At 68.5% G+C, this 19,533-nt stretch carries 19 protein-coding genes; 12 read left to right on the plus strand and 7 right to left on the minus strand.

Annotation, left to right across the window (positions count from 1 at the left end):
- Positions 1–523, minus strand: a 523-nt coding sequence (locus AC1DEY_RS21055; protein ID WP_476869680.1) for an acetyl-coenzyme A synthetase N-terminal domain-containing protein, incomplete at its 3' end; no start/stop codon positions are given.
- A 433-nt stretch (positions 524–956) separates the two neighbouring features.
- Here AC1DEY_RS21055 and AC1DEY_RS21060 point away from each other — a divergent pair.
- From AC1DEY_RS21060 to AC1DEY_RS21070, 3 genes are all read left to right on the plus strand, one after another.
- Positions 957–2,378 (plus strand): hypothetical protein, encoded by a 1,422-nt coding sequence (locus AC1DEY_RS21060; RefSeq protein ID WP_476869681.1) that lies wholly within the window; start codon positions 957–959, stop codon positions 2,376–2,378.
- An 81-nt stretch (positions 2,379–2,459) separates the two neighbouring features.
- Positions 2,460–3,227: an endonuclease III gene (nth, locus tag AC1DEY_RS21065; protein WP_476869696.1), complete on the plus strand. Its 768-nt coding sequence runs from the start codon at positions 2,460–2,462 to the stop codon at positions 3,225–3,227.
- Positions 3,224–3,904, plus strand: a complete 681-nt coding sequence (locus AC1DEY_RS21070) for an NUDIX hydrolase (RefSeq protein ID WP_476869682.1) — start codon at positions 3,224–3,226, stop codon at positions 3,902–3,904. Before nth ends, AC1DEY_RS21070 begins: the two co-directional genes overlap by 4 nt.
- 62 nt (positions 3,905–3,966) lie before the next feature.
- On the opposite strand, the gene AC1DEY_RS21075 is transcribed toward AC1DEY_RS21070, so the two are convergent.
- Together AC1DEY_RS21075 and AC1DEY_RS21080 are read right to left on the minus strand one after the other, a co-directional pair.
- On the minus strand, positions 3,967–4,227 hold the full coding sequence (locus tag AC1DEY_RS21075) for a YegP family protein (RefSeq protein WP_476869683.1): 261 nt from the start codon (positions 4,225–4,227) through the stop codon (positions 3,967–3,969).
- A 139-nt stretch (positions 4,228–4,366) separates the two neighbouring features.
- Positions 4,367–6,097 (minus strand): bifunctional 3'-5' exonuclease/DNA polymerase, encoded by a 1,731-nt coding sequence (locus AC1DEY_RS21080; RefSeq protein ID WP_476869684.1) that lies wholly within the window; start codon positions 6,095–6,097, stop codon positions 4,367–4,369.
- Positions 6,098–6,232: 135 nt separating this feature from the next.
- Here AC1DEY_RS21080 and ssd point away from each other — a divergent pair, with 135 nt between their 5' ends.
- The 8 genes from ssd to AC1DEY_RS21120 all read left to right on the plus strand — a co-directional run bounded on the left by ssd (position 6,233) and on the right by AC1DEY_RS21120 (position 13,811).
- Positions 6,233–7,342 (plus strand): septum site-determining protein Ssd, encoded by a 1,110-nt coding sequence (ssd, locus tag AC1DEY_RS21085; protein WP_476869685.1) that lies wholly within the window; start codon positions 6,233–6,235, stop codon positions 7,340–7,342.
- Positions 7,339–8,679, plus strand: a complete 1,341-nt coding sequence (locus AC1DEY_RS21090) for a TadA family conjugal transfer-associated ATPase (protein WP_476869686.1) — start codon at positions 7,339–7,341, stop codon at positions 8,677–8,679. The genes ssd and AC1DEY_RS21090 overlap by 4 nt, the downstream gene beginning before the upstream one ends.
- 284 nt (positions 8,680–8,963) lie before the next feature.
- Positions 8,964–9,653 carry a hypothetical protein gene (locus AC1DEY_RS21095; RefSeq protein WP_476869697.1) on the plus strand — a complete coding sequence of 230 codons (690 nt, stop codon included), beginning with the start codon at positions 8,964–8,966 and terminating at the stop codon, positions 9,651–9,653.
- A gap of 13 nt (positions 9,654–9,666) precedes the next feature.
- The gene (locus AC1DEY_RS21100) at positions 9,667–10,278 is read left to right on the plus strand and encodes a type II secretion system F family protein (protein ID WP_476869687.1); all 612 of its coding nucleotides are present in this window, start codon (positions 9,667–9,669) and stop codon (positions 10,276–10,278) included.
- Positions 10,279–10,616: 338 nt separating this feature from the next.
- Complete coding sequence (locus AC1DEY_RS21105) at positions 10,617–12,329, plus strand: hypothetical protein (RefSeq protein WP_476869688.1); 1,713 nt, start codon at positions 10,617–10,619, stop codon at positions 12,327–12,329.
- Between the two features lie 212 nt (positions 12,330–12,541).
- Positions 12,542–12,943 (plus strand): DUF4244 domain-containing protein, encoded by a 402-nt coding sequence (locus tag AC1DEY_RS21110; protein ID WP_476869689.1) that lies wholly within the window; start codon positions 12,542–12,544, stop codon positions 12,941–12,943.
- A 71-nt stretch (positions 12,944–13,014) separates the two neighbouring features.
- Entirely contained in the window at positions 13,015–13,392 is a 378-nt protein-coding gene (locus tag AC1DEY_RS21115) for a TadE family type IV pilus minor pilin (protein WP_476869690.1), read from the plus strand.
- Positions 13,393–13,502: 110 nt separating this feature from the next.
- A complete protein-coding gene (locus AC1DEY_RS21120; protein WP_476869691.1) occupies positions 13,503–13,811 on the plus strand; it encodes an Rv3654c family TadE-like protein in 309 nt (102 codons plus the stop codon).
- Between the two features lie 50 nt (positions 13,812–13,861).
- Here the strand turns inward: AC1DEY_RS21120 and AC1DEY_RS21125 are convergent, their stop codons facing one another.
- Positions 13,862–16,282, minus strand: coding sequence for a DEAD/DEAH box helicase (locus AC1DEY_RS21125; RefSeq protein ID WP_476869692.1), 2,421 nt, complete (start codon positions 16,280–16,282; stop codon positions 13,862–13,864).
- 231 nt (positions 16,283–16,513) lie between these two features.
- The gene (locus AC1DEY_RS21130; protein WP_441409670.1) at positions 16,514–17,206 is read right to left on the minus strand and encodes a GNAT family N-acetyltransferase; all 693 of its coding nucleotides are present in this window, start codon (positions 17,204–17,206) and stop codon (positions 16,514–16,516) included.
- 117 nt (positions 17,207–17,323) lie between these two features.
- On the opposite strand from AC1DEY_RS21130, the gene trhO reads away from it, so the two are divergent.
- On the plus strand, positions 17,324–18,217 hold the full coding sequence (gene trhO, locus AC1DEY_RS21135) for an oxygen-dependent tRNA uridine(34) hydroxylase TrhO (RefSeq protein ID WP_476869693.1): 894 nt from the start codon (positions 17,324–17,326) through the stop codon (positions 18,215–18,217).
- An 81-nt stretch (positions 18,218–18,298) separates the two neighbouring features.
- Here the strand turns inward: trhO and AC1DEY_RS21140 are convergent, their stop codons facing one another.
- Positions 18,299–18,841, minus strand: a complete 543-nt coding sequence (locus tag AC1DEY_RS21140) for a hypothetical protein (RefSeq protein WP_476869694.1) — start codon at positions 18,839–18,841, stop codon at positions 18,299–18,301.
- Positions 18,842–18,955: 114 nt separating this feature from the next.
- Positions 18,956–19,411 (minus strand): hypothetical protein, encoded by a 456-nt coding sequence (locus AC1DEY_RS21145; RefSeq protein ID WP_476869695.1) that lies wholly within the window; start codon positions 19,409–19,411, stop codon positions 18,956–18,958.
- Positions 19,412–19,533 lie beyond the last annotated feature (122 nt).

Genomic DNA, 19,533 nt, shown 5'->3' on the forward strand with positions numbered 1-19,533 from the left:
GGACCGCGCCGATCCGGGCGCAGGCGAGCATGGTGATGACGGCCTCGGGGATCATGGGCAGGTAGACCGCGACCCGGTCGCCCTTGGCCACGCCGAGGGACTCGAACGCGTTCGCGGCCCTCTTCACCTCCGCGGTCAGCTGCGCGTAGGTGTAGGTGCGGGTGTCCCCGGGCTCGCCCTCGAAATGGATCGCGACCCGGTCCCCGTTCCCGGCCTTCACGTGCCGGTCCAGGGCGTTGTACGCGGCGTTGACCTCCCCGCCGACGAACCACTTCGCGAACGGCGGCTCGGACCAGTCCAAAGCCTGGTCAAAGTCCCGGGACCAGTCCAGCAGTTCCCGGGCCTGCCTCGCCCAGAACGCGGGCCGGTCCGCGTCGGCCTCGGCATACTCACCCGCGGTCACCACCGCATTCGCCGCGAACTCCGCCGAAGGCGCGAACCGCCGGTCCTCCTKCGACAGATTCTCAAACGCATCGCCGTTGGGAGCCGGCGTGGCCATGGAGCCGTGTGTCTGCTGGGACATGGTGAACCTCATCATTCATCGATCCGGTCTGAGCGGCCGTTCGCGTCGCCTCCGCACCGGGCCGCATGCGCGGCGTCGGGCAGTGGCAGACSTCGGCAGTGCCGCAGGRGCTGTCTGGAATAAACACTAATACGTGGGTCCGACCAAACGTGCGCCCAGTCACAAAGGGTGCCGTGAGCGGTGTTTGTTAAGCGCCGGGTGGCTTGTTGGCGGCGCTGGGCGGYGCTTCGGCATSCAGCGTCCGGGATTCGGAAAACGGGAGRATTCTGCTGTGTCCGCCCTCGGCTTGTCAGCTAGTGATCGGCCACCCACTTGGCTAGGCTGAGATGAAGTTGTGACATCCGATGGAGGCGACAGTACCCGCTGGCGGTRCTGTCCTTGCCTGCCGTTAGACGGCGCTGTCCAGAGCGCCGCCATGCTAAGGAGATACGGAATGAACGAGCAAGACAACGGACAGCTCCGGGCGCCCGCCCAGGGCCAGGGYGGAACGGCGCAGCCGGGGCCCGCCGGGTTCGGGGATRCGCCGCGCTTCACGGTGGACAAAAAGTCCGCGAAGAGGAACGAAGCAGTCCTTGGTGCCTTCACCATYCGTGACCTCACCGTCTTCGGCTCGACGCTGCTGCTCTTCGTCGCCTCGCTGATTCCGATGTTCGCTTTCGCCTACAACCTGTGGAACCTCGGAAGCCTGTTCTTCCTGGGCCTGGGCATTGTGCTGCCGCTGATTGTCACCGCTTTGTTCGTGGCCCGCCGKCTGAGCCCGACGACGAAAATCCGGATCGGGTCCCTGTCGATCGACCAGTTCGCTTCSGTGGTGGCGTCCTTCACKCTGGCCTTCTTCTTCCTCGCGGCYGCCGGGGCGTTCCTGCCGAGCATGCTGATAGCCCTCCTSGGTGCCGTGGGGCTTTTTGCGGCCACSGTCCTGGCCCGTTGGATCCCGTTCTTCGCCGGGGACTTCCTGGACCGTGAGGAAGCGCCGGCYCACGTGGCGGCGCGTGAAGCGGCTGTCCCGGTGCGAAAGCCCCGTGCGCCCAAGCCGCCGAAGGTGCCCAAAACGGCCAAGGCCTCGGCGGGAACAGGCGAGTCGAAGGCTGCCGGGGCAGCCGCAGCCGCGGCGGGCTGGGCAAAGCGCCCGTTCGGCGGCGGCGCAGCGTCGGCCGCAACTACGCCRGCTGTGCCGTCAGCCCAAACATCTGCGGCGAGTGCCGCGTCCAGCGCGCCGGAAACCCAGATCTCCGGCGTCGTGCCGGCAGCCGGCGCGGCCACCCCCGTGTCGTCCGCGTCATCGGCATCGCCGACGACGTCGGCCACTGGGCCGGCAGCGGCCGCGACGCCCGCCGAAGAGACCCAGTCCGAGGCAACCCCGTCCGCCGAAAAGACCCGGGCCGCCGGCATCCCGGCATCCGCGTCCGCGGCACCCGCCGTTGCCGGTGCTGCCGCCGCCGGTGCAGCTGGCGCCGCGGCTGCCGCCCAGAAAACCCCGCCGGCCGCGGAACAGACCCAGGSCGCCGGCGTTCCGGCAACGTCGGGCGCACCCTCGGGCGGCAGCGCCCCCACCACTGTCAACCCCCAAGTCCGGCCGCAGGAACAGGCCCGGCCGCAGGAGCCCATCGGCGCCACCGTCGATCCTGCCAGCCGGCATGAGGAGGACCACGTCCACCCCGTGCACGAGGCGTTCTGGTTCGCCGTCGCGCAGCCYCGCACCGCCACYGACGAGCGCACCGGAGCTCCGGCGTTCGTCATTGAACCCGGCGGCTGGGTCCTTGCCCTAGAGGACCGGGGCAGCGAATTCCTGGTCCAGCACACCGACGGGCGGCTCGGCGTCCTGCGGGATCTCAGCAACATCGAACGCGGTTAGCCGCATCCCGTGACCACAGAATCCGGCACCGCGGAATCGGGCGCCACGTCCGGTGCCCCGAGGGCGTCAGGGGAAACTGTCCTGGCGCTCAAGCGACGGGCGCGCCGGATCAACCGGGCGCTGGCCGAGCAGTACCCCTACGCCCACGCTGAGCTGGATTTCCGCAACCCGTTCGAGCTGGTCATAGCCACGGTGTTGTCCGCGCAGACCACYGATGTGCTGGTCAACCAGATCACMCCCCTGCTGTTCGCGCGCTAYCCCGATGCGCGGCKGATGGCGGAGGCGGATCCGGCCGAGCTGGAGGCCATCCTTAAACCGACCGGATTCTTTCGCGCCAAGGCCAGAAACGTCCTGGCGCTGTGCAACCGGATAGTGGACGAGTACGACGGCGAGGTGCCGGGCCGGCTCGAGGACTTGGTGACGCTGCCCGGCGTCGGGCGGAAAACGGCAAACGTCGTGCTGGGCAACGCTTTCGGCATTCCCGGCATCACGGTGGACACCCACTTCGGCCGCCTGGCCCGGCGCCTTGGGTGGACGGAGTCGGATGATCCGGTCCGGATCGAGTCCGACGTCGCCGTGCTGTTCGAGCCTAAGGACTGGACCATGCTCTCGCACCGCGTMGTCTTTCACGGCCGGAGGGTCTGCCACTCCCGTAAGCCTGCGTGCGGCGCCTGCGCGGTGGCCAACTGGTGTCCCAGCTACGGGATGGGCGAAACCGACCCGGCGRAGGCGAAGAAACTGCTGAAGTACGAACTCGCCCCGGGGCAGGAGGAGCTGCTGGCCCGGCTGCAGGCCGAGACGCACCGCGCGGCGGAAATCCGGATGGAATCGCAGAGGAAGCAGCGGTGACCGCGCGCCAGGACCTCGTCGAACTCGTTGAGGCGGTGAAGGCGGGCACGGCTCCGGCACCGGATCCGCGCTGGCGGGAACTCGTCGTCGAACCCGGCGAGCGGGTCCGCAAGGCCGCCGTGCTCATGCTTTTTGGCGCGCTCGATAATGTCCCGGCGGTGTCCGAGAAATTGCTCGCTCCAGCCGATCTGGACGTCCTGCTGCTGCAGCGGGCGCAAACCCTTGAGGACCATCCCGGGCAAGTGGCCTTCCCCGGCGGCGGCATCGACCCAGGCGAGTCCGCCGTCAATGCCGCCCTGCGCGAGGCGGAAGAGGAGACCGGCCTGAACCCTGCGGGCGTGGACGTCCTGGGAGTGATGCCCGAACTGGCGCTGCCCCGGGGCAATTTCCTGGTCACCCCGGTCCTGGCCTGGTGGGCCGCCCAGTCGCCTGTCCGGGTGGTGGACTATGGTGAATCCGCGCAGGTGTTCCGTGTCCCGGTCAGGGACCTGCTGGACCCGGGCAACCGGGTGCTGGCAACGGTCAGCCGAGCCGGCCAGTCGTTCCAGAGCCCGGCCTTCACTGTCAACGGCGTGGTGGTGTGGGGGTTTACCGGGATGATCCTGAACCAGCTTTTTGAACAGCTGGGCTGGGCCGTTCCCTGGGACCGCACGCGGCTCTACGGGATCGATGTGTGAAACTCGTTCCGCCGGCACCGATCCGCCGGTCCGATCCGAAAGCCGGTCGGTAGTGCCGGTCCCTAGCCCGTAGCTACCGCGCTGCCCGCCAGGGGAGCAACAGCCCGGACAGCCGACCTGCTGGTGGCTACTTTCCTGTGCATACCGGACCGATCCACAATCAGGCCCGTCGCGGCGTTCTCGCGCACGGCATTAATGCCCGCCGCAGCGCTCTTGATGGAGCTGAAGAGCGGGGACACGGCCACTACCGTGCCGTCTGCCGCCGTCAGCCTGAAGAAATAAGCCTTGTCGCCAGCCTGCGCGATCTCAAAAATGCCAGCCAAACCAATGCCTCCCCAATTCCTTGCGTCTTTGCAATGCCGGCAGTTCTTCGGGAAATTTGCCGGCCTTTCGAGGGTAGCCCGGTGACGGAGCCCACACAACGCTACCGACCGGTACGTTACAGGTGGTGACYTCTGCCACTCATTTGGCGTTGTCGTATGAGTCGACTACRGCCACGCTGACCGGAAATTCCACCGGAATGCGGCCGAACAACAGCTCCTTGGCGGCATTTGCGGAATCCTCGATCGCCTTCATGCAATCCGCCACGGCACTTTCAGGGCAGTGCACCATCACTTCGTCGTGCAGGAAGAACACCAGTTCGCCGGTGGCGGCGCCCTCGGCCCGCATGGTGCGCAGCCGGCGTCGCAGTTCCGCGAGCCAGCACGCCGCCCAGTCAGCAGCCGAGCCCTGGACCACGAAGTTGCGGGTGAAGCGGCCGCGTGAGCGGGCGATCGCGTCAGCCCGGCGCTGCTCTTCCGCGGTGGTGGACTGCTGGCTCTGCAGCCAGCGGTCCGACGGCGGCGGGCTGCTCCGGCCCAGACGGGAAGTGACGGTCCTGCCGGCCTCGCCGTCGCGGGCGGCCTGCTCGACGAAGCCGACGGCACGGGGGTAGGTGCGGGCCAATTGGGGCATCAGCCGCCCGGACTCGCCCGTGGTCGCCCCGTAAATGGCCCCGAGGAGGGCCACCTTGGCTTTTGCCCGGTCACCGCCGAAGCCCTGCGCCGCAATGCCGGCATAGAGGTCCTTGTCCCGGGCGGCCTCGGCCATTTTGGCATCCTGCGCGAGGGCCACGAGCACCCTCGGTTCCAGCTGCGAGGCGTCGGCAACAATCAATTTGTAGCCGGGATCGGCGTGGACCGCGCCGCGGATCTGGCGCGGGATTTGCAGTGCGCCGCCGCCCCGGGACGCCCACCGTCCGGACACCACGCCGCCCACCACGTATTCGGGCTGGAACCTGCCGTCCTTCACCCACATGTCCAGCCATGCCCAGCCGTTGGCCGCATGCAGGCGAGCCAGTTTTTTGTAGGCCAGCAGTGGCTCGATCGCCGGGTGGCTGGATTCCTTGAGCTCCCATTGGCGGGTGGTCTTCACTTCGATGCCGTTGCGGTGCAGGGCGCGCATGAGATCCTGCGGGGAGTCCGGGTTCAGCGCCGGTGACTGCAGCAGCCGCCGGAGTTCGGCGGTGAGCGCTTCGAGTTTGGCCGGACGCTGGCCCGGCGCCGGCCGGGGTCCGAGATAATCCGCGAGAATCTGCTCGTGCAGTTCCTCGCGCCACGGGACCCCGGTGTGCTGCATTTCGGCCGCGATCATGGCCCCGGCGGATTCCGCCGCGAGCAGCAGCTGTAGCCGCTGGCGGCGGCCGGCATCAGTGACAACGGCCGAGCCGGAGGCTGTCCCCGCGTTGCGAAGCGCCTCCTGCTGCGCGGCGTACTCGGCGCGCAGGGCCTCAAGGGATTGGCCGGGGCGATGCCCGGGGGCCGGGGCATCGAACAGGGCCCCCTGTTCGGGCGGCGGGGGAGGGGGMTGCAGCCCCCGCGACGGCAGAGGCAGCTCGTCGTCCTGCGTCAGCTTCTCTGCGGCCTGCGCATAGCCGGTGTGGGCGGTGAATTCCGAGTGGGCCAGGATCGARCCGCACAACGTCAGGTCGTAGCAGCGTTCGAGTTCCACCCCGGCGCGCAGCAGCGCGGGATACCAGTCCTGCGTGCGGTGCCAGATCCAGCGCGGGTGCCGCTCCTCGAGCCCGCGAACCACTCCGGGCAGGTCCTCGGGCCTGACAACGCGCGGTTCCGGRTTGGACGGTTCAGGGCTGCCATCTGCCGTGAGTTGCTGCAGCGCCGCGCCGTCGGCATGGGCGGCGAGCAGCAGGTACATAGGGTCAATTCTGCCCTGCTCCGRRGCATGGTCCGTGCGCGTGCCGGGGCGGCGGGTTCAGGACAGCCGCGAGGCTTGTCCACATAGCCCACGACGGCGGTTACCCTGCGGTTCCGGGCGGGGCACAGTGGCAGCATGAACAKGCACCAGCAACCTGGGCCAGGCTCGCCGCCTCCGCAGAATCCGGTGCCCTGGATCCCCGGGGAATCCGCGGAAATTCTGCTCGTCACCGGGGTCGATGTGCTGCGCAGCGAAGTGGAACGCATCGTTGCCGCGGCCGGGGGCCAGCTGCGGACGGTGCAGAATGTTGCCGATGCGGCACCGTTCTGGGATGCTGCGGCCACCGTGCTCGTTGGCAACGACATCCGCGACTTGCCGCCCCGGTGGAGGGCGCCCGCGGTGCTCGTCGGCCTCAACGGCGACGGTGACGGGCTGTGGCACCTGGCCGCCGCCGTCGGGGCCGGACGCGTCGCGGTGCTGCCGGACGCGGCCGCATGGCTGGCTGAATACCTGAGCCGGTCCCGCGCGCCGGAAGCCGGCGGATTCGTCCTGGGGCTCACCGGTGGCTGCGGCGGTGCAGGGGCCACCACGGCCGCCATCTGGATTGCGCAGGCCGCCGCCGGGGCCGGTGCCCGGGTGCTCCTGATTGACGGCGACCCCTGGGGCGGGGGCCTGGAGCTGGCGTTGGCCGCCGAGGACACCCATGGGCTCCGCTGGCCGGATCTGGCCGGGGCGAGCGGCAGCATCGACGCAGCCCAACTGGAGGATGCGCTGCCGGTCGCCGGCGGATTTTCCTTCCTGTCGTGGCCTGGCGTCCGGGACCGTGCGGCMGTTGTGGACGCCACCGCCGTCACCGCGGTTCTCGACGCCGCCCGGCGCGGCTGCGAGCTGGTGGTGCTGGATATYGGCCGGGACCGGGAGGCATTGCGGTCCTTCGCAAGGGAATGTGACCGGATCCTCGTGGTTGCGCCCGCGCGGATCCGGGCCGCCGTCGCCACGGCCTGGCTGCTGCGGGAGCTTCCCGCGGTGGAAACCGCGCTCGTGGTCCGGGCMGGTCCGGGCGCAGCCCTGGAGGCGCCGCTGATCGCCGACTCCGTGGGCCTGGCCCTCGACGGGATCATGCCGGATATCAAGGGGTTGGCCGCGGCAACCGAAGTGGGCCGCCTGCTCGAAGCCGGCCGGCAGCGCGCCGTCCGCCGTTTCGCCGCTGGCCTTCWTGACCTGAACGGGGGAGATTCCAGATGAGTGGCCATGCCGCGGTGGAACCCGCCGATCCGGACCGGCCCTCCAGGAGGGCCYCGGGCCGCCGCCGCTCGCARGGATTTCTCGACCAGAGACTGCTGGAATCGGTGCGTGAGTCCGTCATGGCCGATGCCTCGCCCGTAACCCCGTCGCGGGTCGCGGCTGCGGTTCAGGCCAGTGGGCGGCTGCTGGGCACGGCCGGCGCGCTGGCTGCGGTGGAGAGCATCAGTGCGGAACTGAACGGCCTGGGCCCGCTGCAACCGCTCACCCGGGATCCCGCCGTGACGGACATCTTTGTCAATGGGCCGGACTCRGTCTGGCTGGACCGCGGCAGGGGTCTGGAAAAGGCTCCGGTCGCCTTTTCCGGGGAGCCGCAGATCCGGGCCCTTGCCGCGAGGCTCGTGGCGGCCGGCGGCCGGCGGCTGGATGACGGTTCGCCCTGCGTCGACGTCCGGCTCGACGGCGGCTACCGGGTGCACGCGGTACTGCCGCCCATTTCGACGGCCGGAACCCTCCTGAGCGTGCGGATCCGCCGCGCTACCGTGTTCTCCATGCCCGAACTGCGGCGGGACGGCATGTTCGGGACCGGGACGTCCGCGGATCTGGTCCAGACCGTGCTCGAACGYATGGTGGCATCCCGGCWGAGCTTCCTCATCAGCGGCGCCACCGGCTCGGGGAAAACCACGTTGCTGGCGACGCTGCTGGGACTGTGCCACCCGGGGGAGAGRCTTGTCCTGATTGAGGACGCCGCCGAGCTGAACCCGGTCCACCCGCATGTCGTCTCGCTGGAGTCCCGGCACGGAAACCTCGAGGGCGGCGGCGCCGTGGACTTGGGCGAACTGGTCCGCCAGGCCCTGAGGATGCGGCCGGACCGGCTGGTGGTAGGCGAATGCCGCGGCGCGGAGGTCCGTGAGCTGCTCTCGGCCATGAACACCGGCCACACGGGAGGCGGGGGGACCCTTCACGCGAATGAGGCGGCGGCCGTCCCGGCACGGCTGGCGGCCCTGGGCGCGCTCGCCGGCATGGGCCAGGACGCGGTGCGGCTGCAGGTGGCGAGCGCGATCGACGCCGTCGTGCATGTCGAGCGGACAGAGRCCGGGCGCCAGGTCGCGAGCATTGGAATCATGCAGGCCCAGGACTCGGGCCTAGCSGTCACCGCCGCCCTGGAASTCCRCGGGGGCCAGGTCCGCTCCGGCCGGGCCTGGCCGCRGCTGGCGSGCCGGCTCGGCCTGGATCCCGGCGTGTCCGGTGCGGATCCGTCCGGGCTGGAGGCGGCGTGGCCGGCCGMGTTGMTTCCGGGTTCCGGACATGAACCCCCGCAGCCGCGGACGCCGCGATGACCGCCCTGCTGATCATTGTCTTGGTCCTCGCCATGTGGCTGGCCTTGCCCTCGCCCCACGCCGCCCGCGGTCGGGTCCGCCGGTCACTGCAAAGCACAGGCCCGCGGAGTTCCGGGGCCCGAGTTCATCCGCGACCCGGCCGGCGGATACCCGGCCGAGGAATGTTTGCGAAGGGGATGTTTGGGCGGGCGATGTTGGGGCGGGGAGCCGGCGGGAGAGCCCGCGGGGCCGTCGGCCGTTTGCGCGCCGGAGGATCCGCGGGGACGGAATCAGTCCCCTTGACCGTGGTGGTCCAACAACTGGCCGCGCTGCTGAGGGGAGGGCGCATTCCGGCCCGGCTGTGGGATGAACTATGGGTCCTGTACGGCGGGGACGCTGCGCGGGACGGGACCGCGGGCCACATCCCGGTTGGKGCTGGCCATGGCYGGGGCCAGGACCGGGGCCGGGAAGGCTCTGGGCCGGCGCTCGGCCCGGAGTCCCTCAGGGTTGTGGCGGCCGCACGAGCGGCCGCCCTGCGCGGGGCCTCCGTGGCCGCTGCCATCCGGCGCGAGGTCGCAACGGGGTCCTTCGGCGGGCGCACCRCCGTCGTCGTCGCCATKGGGGCGGTGAGCGCCCCGGCTCCCCGCGACGTGCGTGTGTGGGGCGAGCTCGCCGCTTGCTTTGACACCGCGGAGGCCACCGGGTGCCCGCTTGCCGAGGTGCTGGCGCGCTTTGCCGCTCACCTTGAGACGGAGGACGACGCCGAGTCCGCCCGGCAGACGGCCTTGGCGGGGCCGCGGGCAACCGTCCGTCTCCTGACCTGGCTGCCGCTCTCGGGCCTGGGCCTCGGCCTGCTGCTCGGCGTGGACCCCGTGGCGACCCTCCTGGGCAATCCGTGGGGGCTCGCRGCGTTGGCCGCAGGTGTGGTCCTGACCGCCGTCGGCCGGTTGTGGTCCTCCTGGCTGGTCCGGGCCGCGGCGGAAGCCCAACCGTGACTCCGCGGCCGCTGTGAGCCCCGAACTGGGCGGCTTCGTGGTGGCAACGGGCCTTGCCGGTGCAGCAGCCATGCTCCTCGCCGGCCCGGGCCCTGTCMGCCGGAGGCTCCGGCGCCAGTTTCTGGGCCCGGCCAACGGATCAGTTGGCGATCCGGCGGGCCGCGACGCCGGCCGGCGCGGACGTCCCGGCTTCGCCGGCYTGCGSGACACCGCCATGATGCTGGAACTGATTGGCGCGATGCTGGATGCGGGAGCCGGCCTTGGCCGGTCCCTCGAACTCGTCGCCGCCCTMGCGCCACCGGAACTCGGGCGGCAGCTCCGGCCGGTGGTGTCAGCTCTGGCCATCGGAGCGGACTGGAACGCGGCGTGGCGGAGTTCCGGCACCCAGGCGCCCCAGCTCCTTGCCCTYCGGGACGCACTCTTCTTCGCCGCGCTCACTGGCGCGCCGTCCTCGGCGCTYCTCTACGCCCAGGCGGCCCGGCTGCGCCGCGAACGAAACCGGGCCGCGGAGCAGCGCGCGGCGGCCCTCGGCGTGAAGCTCGTTGTGCCGCTGGGCTTGTGCTCCCTGCCGGCGTTTGTGTGCCTCGGCGTCGTGCCCGTGCTGCTGGGGCTGCTCCCGTCCTGAAAAGGGGGCCTGCGGCGACTCGCGGGCCAAGGTTTATTCAAGTTGTTGGGGGATACCGTTGGGACAGGCACCGTCGGAGTATGAGCGGTCTCGTGCATCGGCTTCTCACAGCGCTTCTGTGGCGCCTCGAACCTCGGATATTTCTGGGGTCTCGTACCGAGTGGGGGCCATGCCAGGGGGGCAGATCTATGATTCGACTGCATAAAGTGGGCGTCCTTGCAGCGCTCAACCTATTMGTTTTGGCCGGCTTGGCGGTGGGTTCCAGTCCGGCGTCCGCGGCCGTGCCGACCTGTCAGCCGGGGGCGCCGCAACCGACGAACCAGTACCCGGGCACCACGGTGATTGCGACCAACTTCGAGTCGGGAGCCCTCACGACCGCCGGGTTCAGCGCCGCCTTCACGGCCGGGACCGGGACGGCCGATGTTTCCTCCGCCCAGCAACACTCGGGCCGCTGCTCGGCACACGTGCACGTGACCACGGCGGCCGGTTCGGTGGCCAATTTTTCCGCCCCCCTTCCTGCCGGCAGCAATGAGGTTTATGCCGACGGCTGGTTCAACGTCATCCAGGAGGGCGTCGCAGGCAACAACGTCCCATACTTCCGYTTCTTCAACGGGAACACCCGCTTCGTGGACGTGTACCGCTCCAATGGCGGCGGTGGGCCGCTGTGGCTGCGCGTCGCGGCGCCCGACGGAACCCTCGGCTACACGCCGATGAAAGTCAACGTCCCGCTCGGCACGTGGCACCACCTCGTCACCCACGTCGTGGCAAACGGATCCGCCACCACGATTGAGGTGTGGTTCGACGGCAAACTCCTGTACTCCAACAAGCAGGTCGCCACGGGATTTACCGCAGTCACCAARATGCAACTCGGCGCAGAGCACCGGCGGCAGGCCGGCGACAGCTACATTGACGACGTCGTCATCAAGGCCGGAAAGTCGGCAGGTCAGCTTCCCGGAACTTTTAGCCCCATCTCTCCGACCCGGCTCCTGGATACCAGGGACACCTCTCGTGTGGGCGTCGCTAAGGATTCAGCTGTGTCCTTCCAAGTCGCGGGGGCCGGCGGCATCCCTGCCAAGGTATCCGCCGTCGTATTCAACCTCACGGTGACGCAACCAAAGTCCTTCGGATTCATCACCGCCTACGCCTCCGGCACGCAGCGGCCCAATGCCTCCAACCTGAATTTCGCCAAGGGCCAGACAGTGCCGAATTTGGTCACCGTACCTGTAGGCGCTGACGGAAAGGTCACCCTATTCAACCGGTCGTCGGGTACGTCACAACTGATCGCCGACGTCACGGGCTACTACGTGACCGGCGCAGCCACGACGCCGGGAGCCTTCAAGAGCRTCTCGCCCTCCCGGCTCCTGGACACTAGGAGCGCATCGGCGGTGGGCCCRAATACTCCTGTGACCTTCCAGGTCGCTGGCGTCAACGGCATCCCCGCATCAGTGGCCGCGGTGGTGTTCAACCTGACTGTGACCCAGGCGCAGCGCCTAGGCTTCGTGACCGCTTACGCTTCAGGCGCCAACCGGCCCAACGCGTCCAACCTGAATTTCTCCGAAGGGCAGACGGTGCCGAATTTGGTCACGGTTCCCGTGGGCGCTAACGGAAAGGTCGCATTGTTCAACGCGTCCGCGGGCTCGGCCCATCTGATCGCCGACGTCGCAGGCTATTACTTGCCAGGGACTCCCACGGCCACCGGTGCGTTCAAGGCCGTCGGCCCCACCCGTATCCTCGACACCCGGAGTACTTTCGCGGTCGCAGCCAACGGCGGGGTGTCCTTCCAGGTTGCAGGTGCCAACGGCGTCCCCACCGGCGCACTGGCAGCAGTCTTCAACCTGACGGTCACCTCGCCCAAGTCCTTCGGGTTCGTAACCGCCTACCCGTCCGGCTCCGGCTTGCCCAACGCGTCCAACTTGAACTTCGCCATCGGACAGACAGTGCCGAACCTGGTCTCGGTCCCGATCGGCCCTGACGGAAAGGTAACGTTGGCCAACCAGTCCAAGGGGTCAGCCCAGCTCATCGCCGACCTTGCGGGGTATTTCCTGCCCTAGAGACGCCTGTATGAGGTTCTGTCTAACTAACTGAGCCCGAGGGCCTGGGGTCGCASTACGGACCGCCGCCCCTCGGGCTCAGTTCTGTGCGCGGGCCGCGGGCAGCGCCGGGCCGGCCCAGGCACGGCGCTGCACTTCCGTGGGCGGTCCGGCCGAACGGCCAGTTCCCGGTCAGTTCTCCTCCACAGCCCGCCGCGGTGCCATTTGCGGGCATGTTTTTCCACTTGGCGAACCTCACGGGTTACCACGCAAGGTCCCAGCCGGGAGAGTCGAATCAACCGGCGGTCATGCCGGTGTCCCGGGGAAGGAAAACAATGGAAGGAAAACAGATGTCAATCGATCAGGACACGCCCGCCGCACACCGCGTCGATACAGGGGAGGACGGTGATGCCGAGGTGTACGAGATCTATCCCGGCGCTAGCTCGGTGGTCCCCGTGCAACAGCACCGACGGACAGGACCGCCTTCAGCGCAATCGGGAATGGCCACCGCTGAATATGCCATTGCAACCCTGGCGGCCGTGGGGTTCGCCGGGGTCCTGGTGTTCATCATGCGCAGCGATGAGGTCCGGGGATTCCTCCTGAACCTCATCCGGACGGCGCTCGCGTTGCCATGACGGCCGTCCGGCGCGGTGAGGSGAGCGGCGGCCAGAGGAGGTGGCCCCTATCGGCCGAGAGCCGCGGGGCTGTGACTGCCGAGTTCGCCGTGGCGTTGCCCTCCGTCGTCCTCCTGCTTGCCCTGCTGCTCGCGGGGTCGGCGGCCGGCGTGACCCAGCTCCGCGTCGAAGAAGCGGCCCGCGGCGGTGCCCGTGCACTGGCGAGGGGAGCCGCGGCCGGCGAGGTCGGAGACATCGTCCGCCGGCTTGCCGGCGAAACGKCAGGGTCCGAGGTGGCGCTCGACGGCGAGTGGGGCAGGGTCACCGTCACTGGCCGGGTTCCCGGCGCTGTCGGGGCCCTTGTTCCGTGGGTCCTCAGCGCCACTGCCTGGGCGCGTCCCGAGGCCCCTGGCGCGGCAATTCAACCCTCGGTGTATGGCGCCTCCCGCGACGCGCGGCTGGGGGCCTGATGCCGCCCGCACGTTCCCTGGCCAGCAGGCCTTGGACCCGAAATCCGTCTCCGGCCCGGGACCCGCGCCGCTTCCCGCCTTCAGAGCGGGGGTCCGGGACCGTCCTGGCCTTGGGACTCGGACTGGTGGTCATCATGGCCATGGCCTTTCTGCTGCTTCTGGCCCAGWCGGCCGTCGCAGCGTCGAGGGCTGCGGCGGCGGCCGACCTCGCGGCACTGGCTGCCGCGGATGCCGCGCGGGGAATCACGTCCGGCGAACCGTGCGCCGTGGCCCGGGAAGTCGCGCTGAAGAACAAAGCCTCGATGCTTGCCTGCGCTGAAGGCCCRGACGCCACAGTCCAGGTCCGCACCGAGTTCAGTGCGGGACCGTTCCTGGGGTGGGCTACTGGGCTGGCCAGAGCGGGACCACCCCCTCGCTGAGACGAGGGACCGCTCCCTCGCTGAGATGCGGGAYCGGCGCGGCGGCGGGGTCAGGCGCGGAGCGGTTGGGCGGGGTTTTCGCCCGTTCTCCCGGCCGCGGCTGGGACGGCGCTGCCGGTGGACATCAGGTCGGTGGCGTCGTTGAGCAGCACGTCGAGCAGCGTGACGGCAGCGCCCTTGTCGAGCGGGTTGTTCTTGTTGCCGCACTTGGGTGACTGGACGCAGGAAGGGCAGCCGGACTCGCATTCGCAGGCCTTGATGGCATCGCGCGTGGCGGTCAGCCACACCCTGGCCTTGTCGTAGCCGCGTTCGGCAAATCCGGCCCCGCCGGGATGGCCGTCGTAGACAAAGATCGTAGGCACGCCGGTGTCGGCGTGAATGGCCGTGGACACTCCGCCGATGTCCCAACGGTCGCTGGATGCCACGAGCGGCAGGAGCCCGATGGCCGCGTGTTCGGCGGCATGGAGGGCTCCGGGGAACTGCGCCTCGATCAGGCCCGCACCGGTCAGTGAGCGGTTGTCCACTACAAACCAGACGGCCTTGGTAAACAGGTCCCTGGCGCCCAGTTCCAGGGGTTCTTCACCGAGGATCTCGTTGGAAATCAACGCCTTGCGCTGGAAGGAGACCACCTGGGTTGTCACTTTCACATCGCCGAAATGTACGGCCACGTCGCCCCACTGGGTGGTGCGTTCCGTTTCCAGCACCTCGATCTGGGTCACGTCCCGGGCGGTGGTGTAGTAGTCGGGGTTCGCCCGGCGCACCATCACACAGTGATCGTCTTCGTTCAGGTCCTCCACCACGTAGCTGTCCCCTTGGTGGACATAGATGGCGCCGGTGTGGGCCTGGTAGTGGGTTTGGGGCGAATCCATGGTGCCGAGCAAGGACCCGGTATCGGCATCCACAATGCTCACCGGGCCCCCGCCGTCGGCCCGGAGGTTCACCATCGCGGCGGCACTCTGCGGATGGGTCCAAAACCACCCCGCCGGCCGTTTGCGCAGGTAGCCCTGCACAACCAGCCGATCCAGCAGCTTCTCCGAGGTAGCCCCGAAGAGCTCCAGTTCGGCGAACCCCAGGGGAAGTTCCGCGGCCGCGGCGCACAGGTGCGGGCCCAGGACATACGGATTGGAGGGATCGAAGACCGTGGCTTCCACCGAGACGTCGAAAATCGCCTCGGGGTGGTTCACCAGGTAGGTGTCCAGCGGGTCGTCGCTGGCCACGAAGGCCGCGATCGCGTCCTGGCCGGCGCGGCCGGCCCGGCCGATCTGCTGGAACAACGACGCGCGGGTGCCCGGCCAGCCTGCGACCAGCACGGCGTCGAGACCGGAGATGTCGATGCCCAGYTCCAGCGCGGAGGTGCTGGAGACGCCCAAGAGTTCACCCGAGCGGAGCGACTTTTCCAGGGCCCGCCGCTCTTCCGGCAGGTAGCCCGAGCGGTAGGCGGCCACGCGCTGCGGCAGGCTGGGGTCCACCTCGTCGAGCAGGCGCTTGGCGATGGAGGAAATCGTCTCCGCCCCGCGCCTGGACTTGATGAACGCAATGGTCCGGRTCCGGGAGGACACCAGGTTGGCCAGCAGGTCCGCGGTTTCGGCGACGGCGGTCCGGCGCTCCTTGGCGCCGTTTTCGCCCCGGACATCTGTCAGGGCCGGCTCCCAAAACGCCACGGTGGTGGACCCGTGGGGCGAAGTGTCGTCGGAAACGGCRCGSACTGGTGCGCCGATCAGCCTGCCGAAGGACCGCTCGGGGTCAGASGCCGTGGCCGACGCCGCGATGAACACCGGGCCGGGGTGTGAGCCGCCGGGACTGTAGTAGGCGCAGATCCGACGCAGCCGKCGCATGAGGTTTGCCACGTGGGAGCCAAAGACTCCGCGGTAGCTGTGGGCCTCATCGACGATCACATAGCGGAGGCGCCGGAAGAACCTGGCCCACCAGGCATGGTTCGGGAGGATKCCGAAGTGCAGCATGTCKGGGTTGGCCAGGATGAAGTTCGCATGGTCCCGGATCCAGCGCCGGGAWGCGGGGTCGGTGTCGCCGTCGTAGGTTTCGGCCCGGACGGTGGGGAGCTTCAGGGCCCGGATCGCGGCCAGCTGGTCGGCCGCCAGCGCCTTGGTGGGGGACAGATAGAGGGTCACTGCGCCGTCGTCGTGGATCTTGCCGGGATCGGACAGGACCCTGAGCTCGGAGCGGTGGATCGCGTCCAGGGCAGGCAGCTGATACGCCAGGGACTTSCCGGACGCCGTGCCGGTCGCAATCACCACGTGCTCCCCGGCATGGGCCAGCTCGGCGGCCTGGACCTGGTGCAGGTAAGGCTCGTGGATGCCCAGGGAACCGTAGGCGGCCACGAGATCCGGGTGGGTCCACTCCGGCCACGGCGCGTTGACGGCCTGGCGGGCCGGGATCGTCCGCACATGACGCAGCTGTTCCGGGTCCGGGCCTCGGCCCAGCAACGGAATCAAGGACTCATGCGGGTTCACTCACATATTCTTTCATCCGGCCTCAAATCGCCCGCACAGCGGACACTGCGGCGTGGGCGCGGTCGAAGCCCATCGGGGAACGCACGCGGAACTGCAYATTTCCCCCAGCCYGGGCCCKCGTGCGCTGCGGCCTTTCATCAGMCGGCGCCCYGGAGGCGCCGCGGGCGCTCGCTGCGCCTCAACCGACGGACAAAGTGCTGAGCCTCCATCGACGGGCAGAGGCGCCAAGCGTCAACCGACGGACAGGTCYGAGCCTTCCTCCGACGTCGACAGCATCAGGACGTGGCACACCATGCGCCAGCCGAGGTGCGAATAGAGTTTCTGCCCGTCCARGGARGCGAGCAGCAGCCCGGAGTCGACGTCGTGTTCGAAGGCCTGGGCCGCCAGGGCCTTCATGATGAAGCTGCCCAGCCCCCGCCGCTGGTACATCGGCGACGTCACGATGTTGTCGAAGATGGCGGTGTGTCCGACCACAAATACGCGTCCGCTCGCRGCGACCTCATCGCCTCCACGGACCACGGCGTGGTGGACGCCGTCCGTCCTGGACGTCTCCAGTTTGAGGTCGTCGTCCGAAAGCCACGGGTCCTCCGAATCCTGGGTCTCCATGTCCACGATCATCATGGTCTGCGAAGCCGAAGTGACATGGAGGCCGTGCCGCGGTGCCAGGAACGTGTACTTGGCCACGTCATTGGTGAGGATCGTGAGGACCCGTGCCGGTGCTTCGGCCGTCTTCGCCGCCAGCTCCGCGAACTCTGAATCGGACGGGTCGAAGGCGAAGTATTCCCATTCGTGGGTGGTGTCCGCGCGATAGGCCGCAGGAAACCGTCCCTCCCTGCGCGTCTCATATCCGCGGCAACCTGCCCATCCGGCAACCCAGATTTCCAGCAGGTGAGTGGTGTCTTCAACCATGGCGTCAAGACTCATGTGATGAGCGTATTCCAGCAGTGCCACAAGCAACAGGGGCCGGATCGGGGAAGGYCTCTTGCATATCCAATTGTGACTGTTGCCCGGCCGYCCATCCCAGCCAGTACCCTTAAATACGTGGCTTTGAACAGGATTGTGCTCTTTTACGGATTCACCCCCCTCGYTGACCCGGACGCCGTCCGGCTTTGGCAGCGCGCCCTGTGCGAAAAACTCGGGCTAACCGGCCGCATCCTCCTTTCCAAGGACGGCATCAACGCCACCGTTGGCGGCGAAATCAACGCCGTGAAGCAATACGTCAAGGCCACCCGCGAGTACAAGGGATTCCACGACATCGACGTGAAGTGGTCCGACGGCGGCGCGGCAGACTTCCCGCGGCTCAGCGTGAAGGTGCGGGACGAAATMGTATCCTTCGGCGCCCCCGGCGAGCTCAAAGTCGACGCCGGCGGAGTGGTGGGCGGCGGGACCCACCTCAAACCCGAGGAACTCCACGAACTCGTTGAAGCCAAGAAGCAGCAGGGGGACGAGGTCGTGTTCTTCGACGGCCGCAACGGCTTCGAGGCACAGATCGGTAAGTTCAARGACGCGGTGGTCCCGGACGTCGCCACCACCCACGACTTCATCAAGGAACTCGACTCCGGCAAATACGACGCCCTCAAGGACAAACCGGTCGTCACCTACTGCACCGGAGGCATCCGCTGCGAGGTGCTGTCCAGCCTGATGGTGAACCGCGGCTTCAAGGAGGTCTACCAGCTCGACGGCGGAATTGTCCGCTATGGCGAGACCTTCAAGGACAAGGGCCTGTGGGAGGGCTCGCTGTACGTGTTCGACAAACGCATGCACCTCGAATTCAGCGGGGACGCCAAGACGATCGGCGAGTGCGTGCGCTGCTCGGCACCCACGAGCAAGTTCGAAAACTGCTCCAATCCGAGCTGCCGGACCTTGACGCTCTATTGCGCCGAATGCGCGGCAAGCCCCGAGACCCTGCGCTGYCCGGACGGCTGCACSGTCTAAGGCACCGGTTCGCTGAGGCGAGGTTTCGCTGCGGCACCTCGTCGCTGAAGCACCGTCTCGAGATTTGGCCGGCCGTGAGCCTCAGATTCGGTTCACCCGGTAGGCATAGTTCGCCGGTCCGTTCGCGTCCACTTTGATYGAAAGCGCCGCAGCTGCGGGCAGATAAACCACGTTGACCCTGGACGTCCCGCACCGGAGACTCAGGTCCACGAGTTCGCTGTCACCGTTCTCGATGGAAAAGGACACCCGGAGGGCGCTKCGGCACGCCAGCGTCAGGGCGTAAGTACCCGTGGGCAGCACCGTTGTGGTCTCGGTCCGCTCCTGGTCAGCCTCCAGTGTCCCGAAACCCCTATGGAAGACCTGCCCCTCGGCGTCGGGCAGTGCGTCGTGAACCCAGTCGTCCAGCTCCTTGCCGGACACGGGCTCGTTGAGGTGGGGGTCCCGGGGCAGGGCGGCGTCAGTGGTCGGCGGAGCGGCAACAGCGGTCGTTTCTTCCCAGTTGTCGGCGCTGTATTGATATTCGCAGCCGGACAGGACCGCCCCAAGWAACACCGCAACTGAGAGCACCACGGCGGCMGCCGGGGTGCGCCGTCGCGGCACCCTCCTGGCCGGCACAGTTGGCATACTCTGAGATTAAGGTTGCCCGGGATCAAASGCTAGAGCCAAAGGTCCGGGTCTGACRGGCCAGTCGGAGGGCRCCGGTCCGGACGCCGGTGAAGCAGGYGCTGCGGGCGGGTCTTACTCCGACKGCACCAGGTGGTAGGCGTAAATCAGRGGGGCATCCACACTGGATGTGCTGAGCCGTACCKSGCCCGCGGCCGGTACTTTGATGCGGGCAGTTTCACGGCTGCCGTTGCAGGCGGCACCTGCCTCGGCCAACTGGCTGCCGTCCAGACTGACGGCGAAGAAGGCCTTTCCGCCCCCCTCGCACGTCATGGTCAGCGTGTACGCGCCGGCGGGCACGGCGGCGGACCGGACGATCGGGTCCCGGTTCAGGATCTTGCCGGCATCCTCCAGCACCGTGCCGGGGGCCGAGGGCAGCGCCGTGGCCTTCCACGCGGGGACATCGGCGTTCTCAACAGAACCGGCCGGGGCGCAGGCCGCTGCGGCAAGCACGACGCCGACGGCGGCCGCAGCCGTGAGCGTCCGCCGGACCAGCAGGGCGGCCGGGGAGCGGAAAGAAGGGAAAATCATGCCTCCAACTTACCGTCTTGCACGCACCCGTCCGGTCGCGCGGCCTTCCCTTGCGCCATCTCCCGCGGACCCTTGACTTTGACGCTGCGTCAAAGTTTAGAGTCGAAGGGACGGGCCGGCAG

The sequence above is a fragment of the Arthrobacter sp. 05T47 genome (genome assembly GCF_056395825.1).

What these genes read in the sequence shown, in the direction of transcription:
- AC1DEY_RS21110 (WP_476869689.1), top strand. Translation starts at nt 12,542, where the DNA reads ATGTTTTTCCACTTGGCGAACCTCACGGGTTACCACGCAAGGTCCCAG.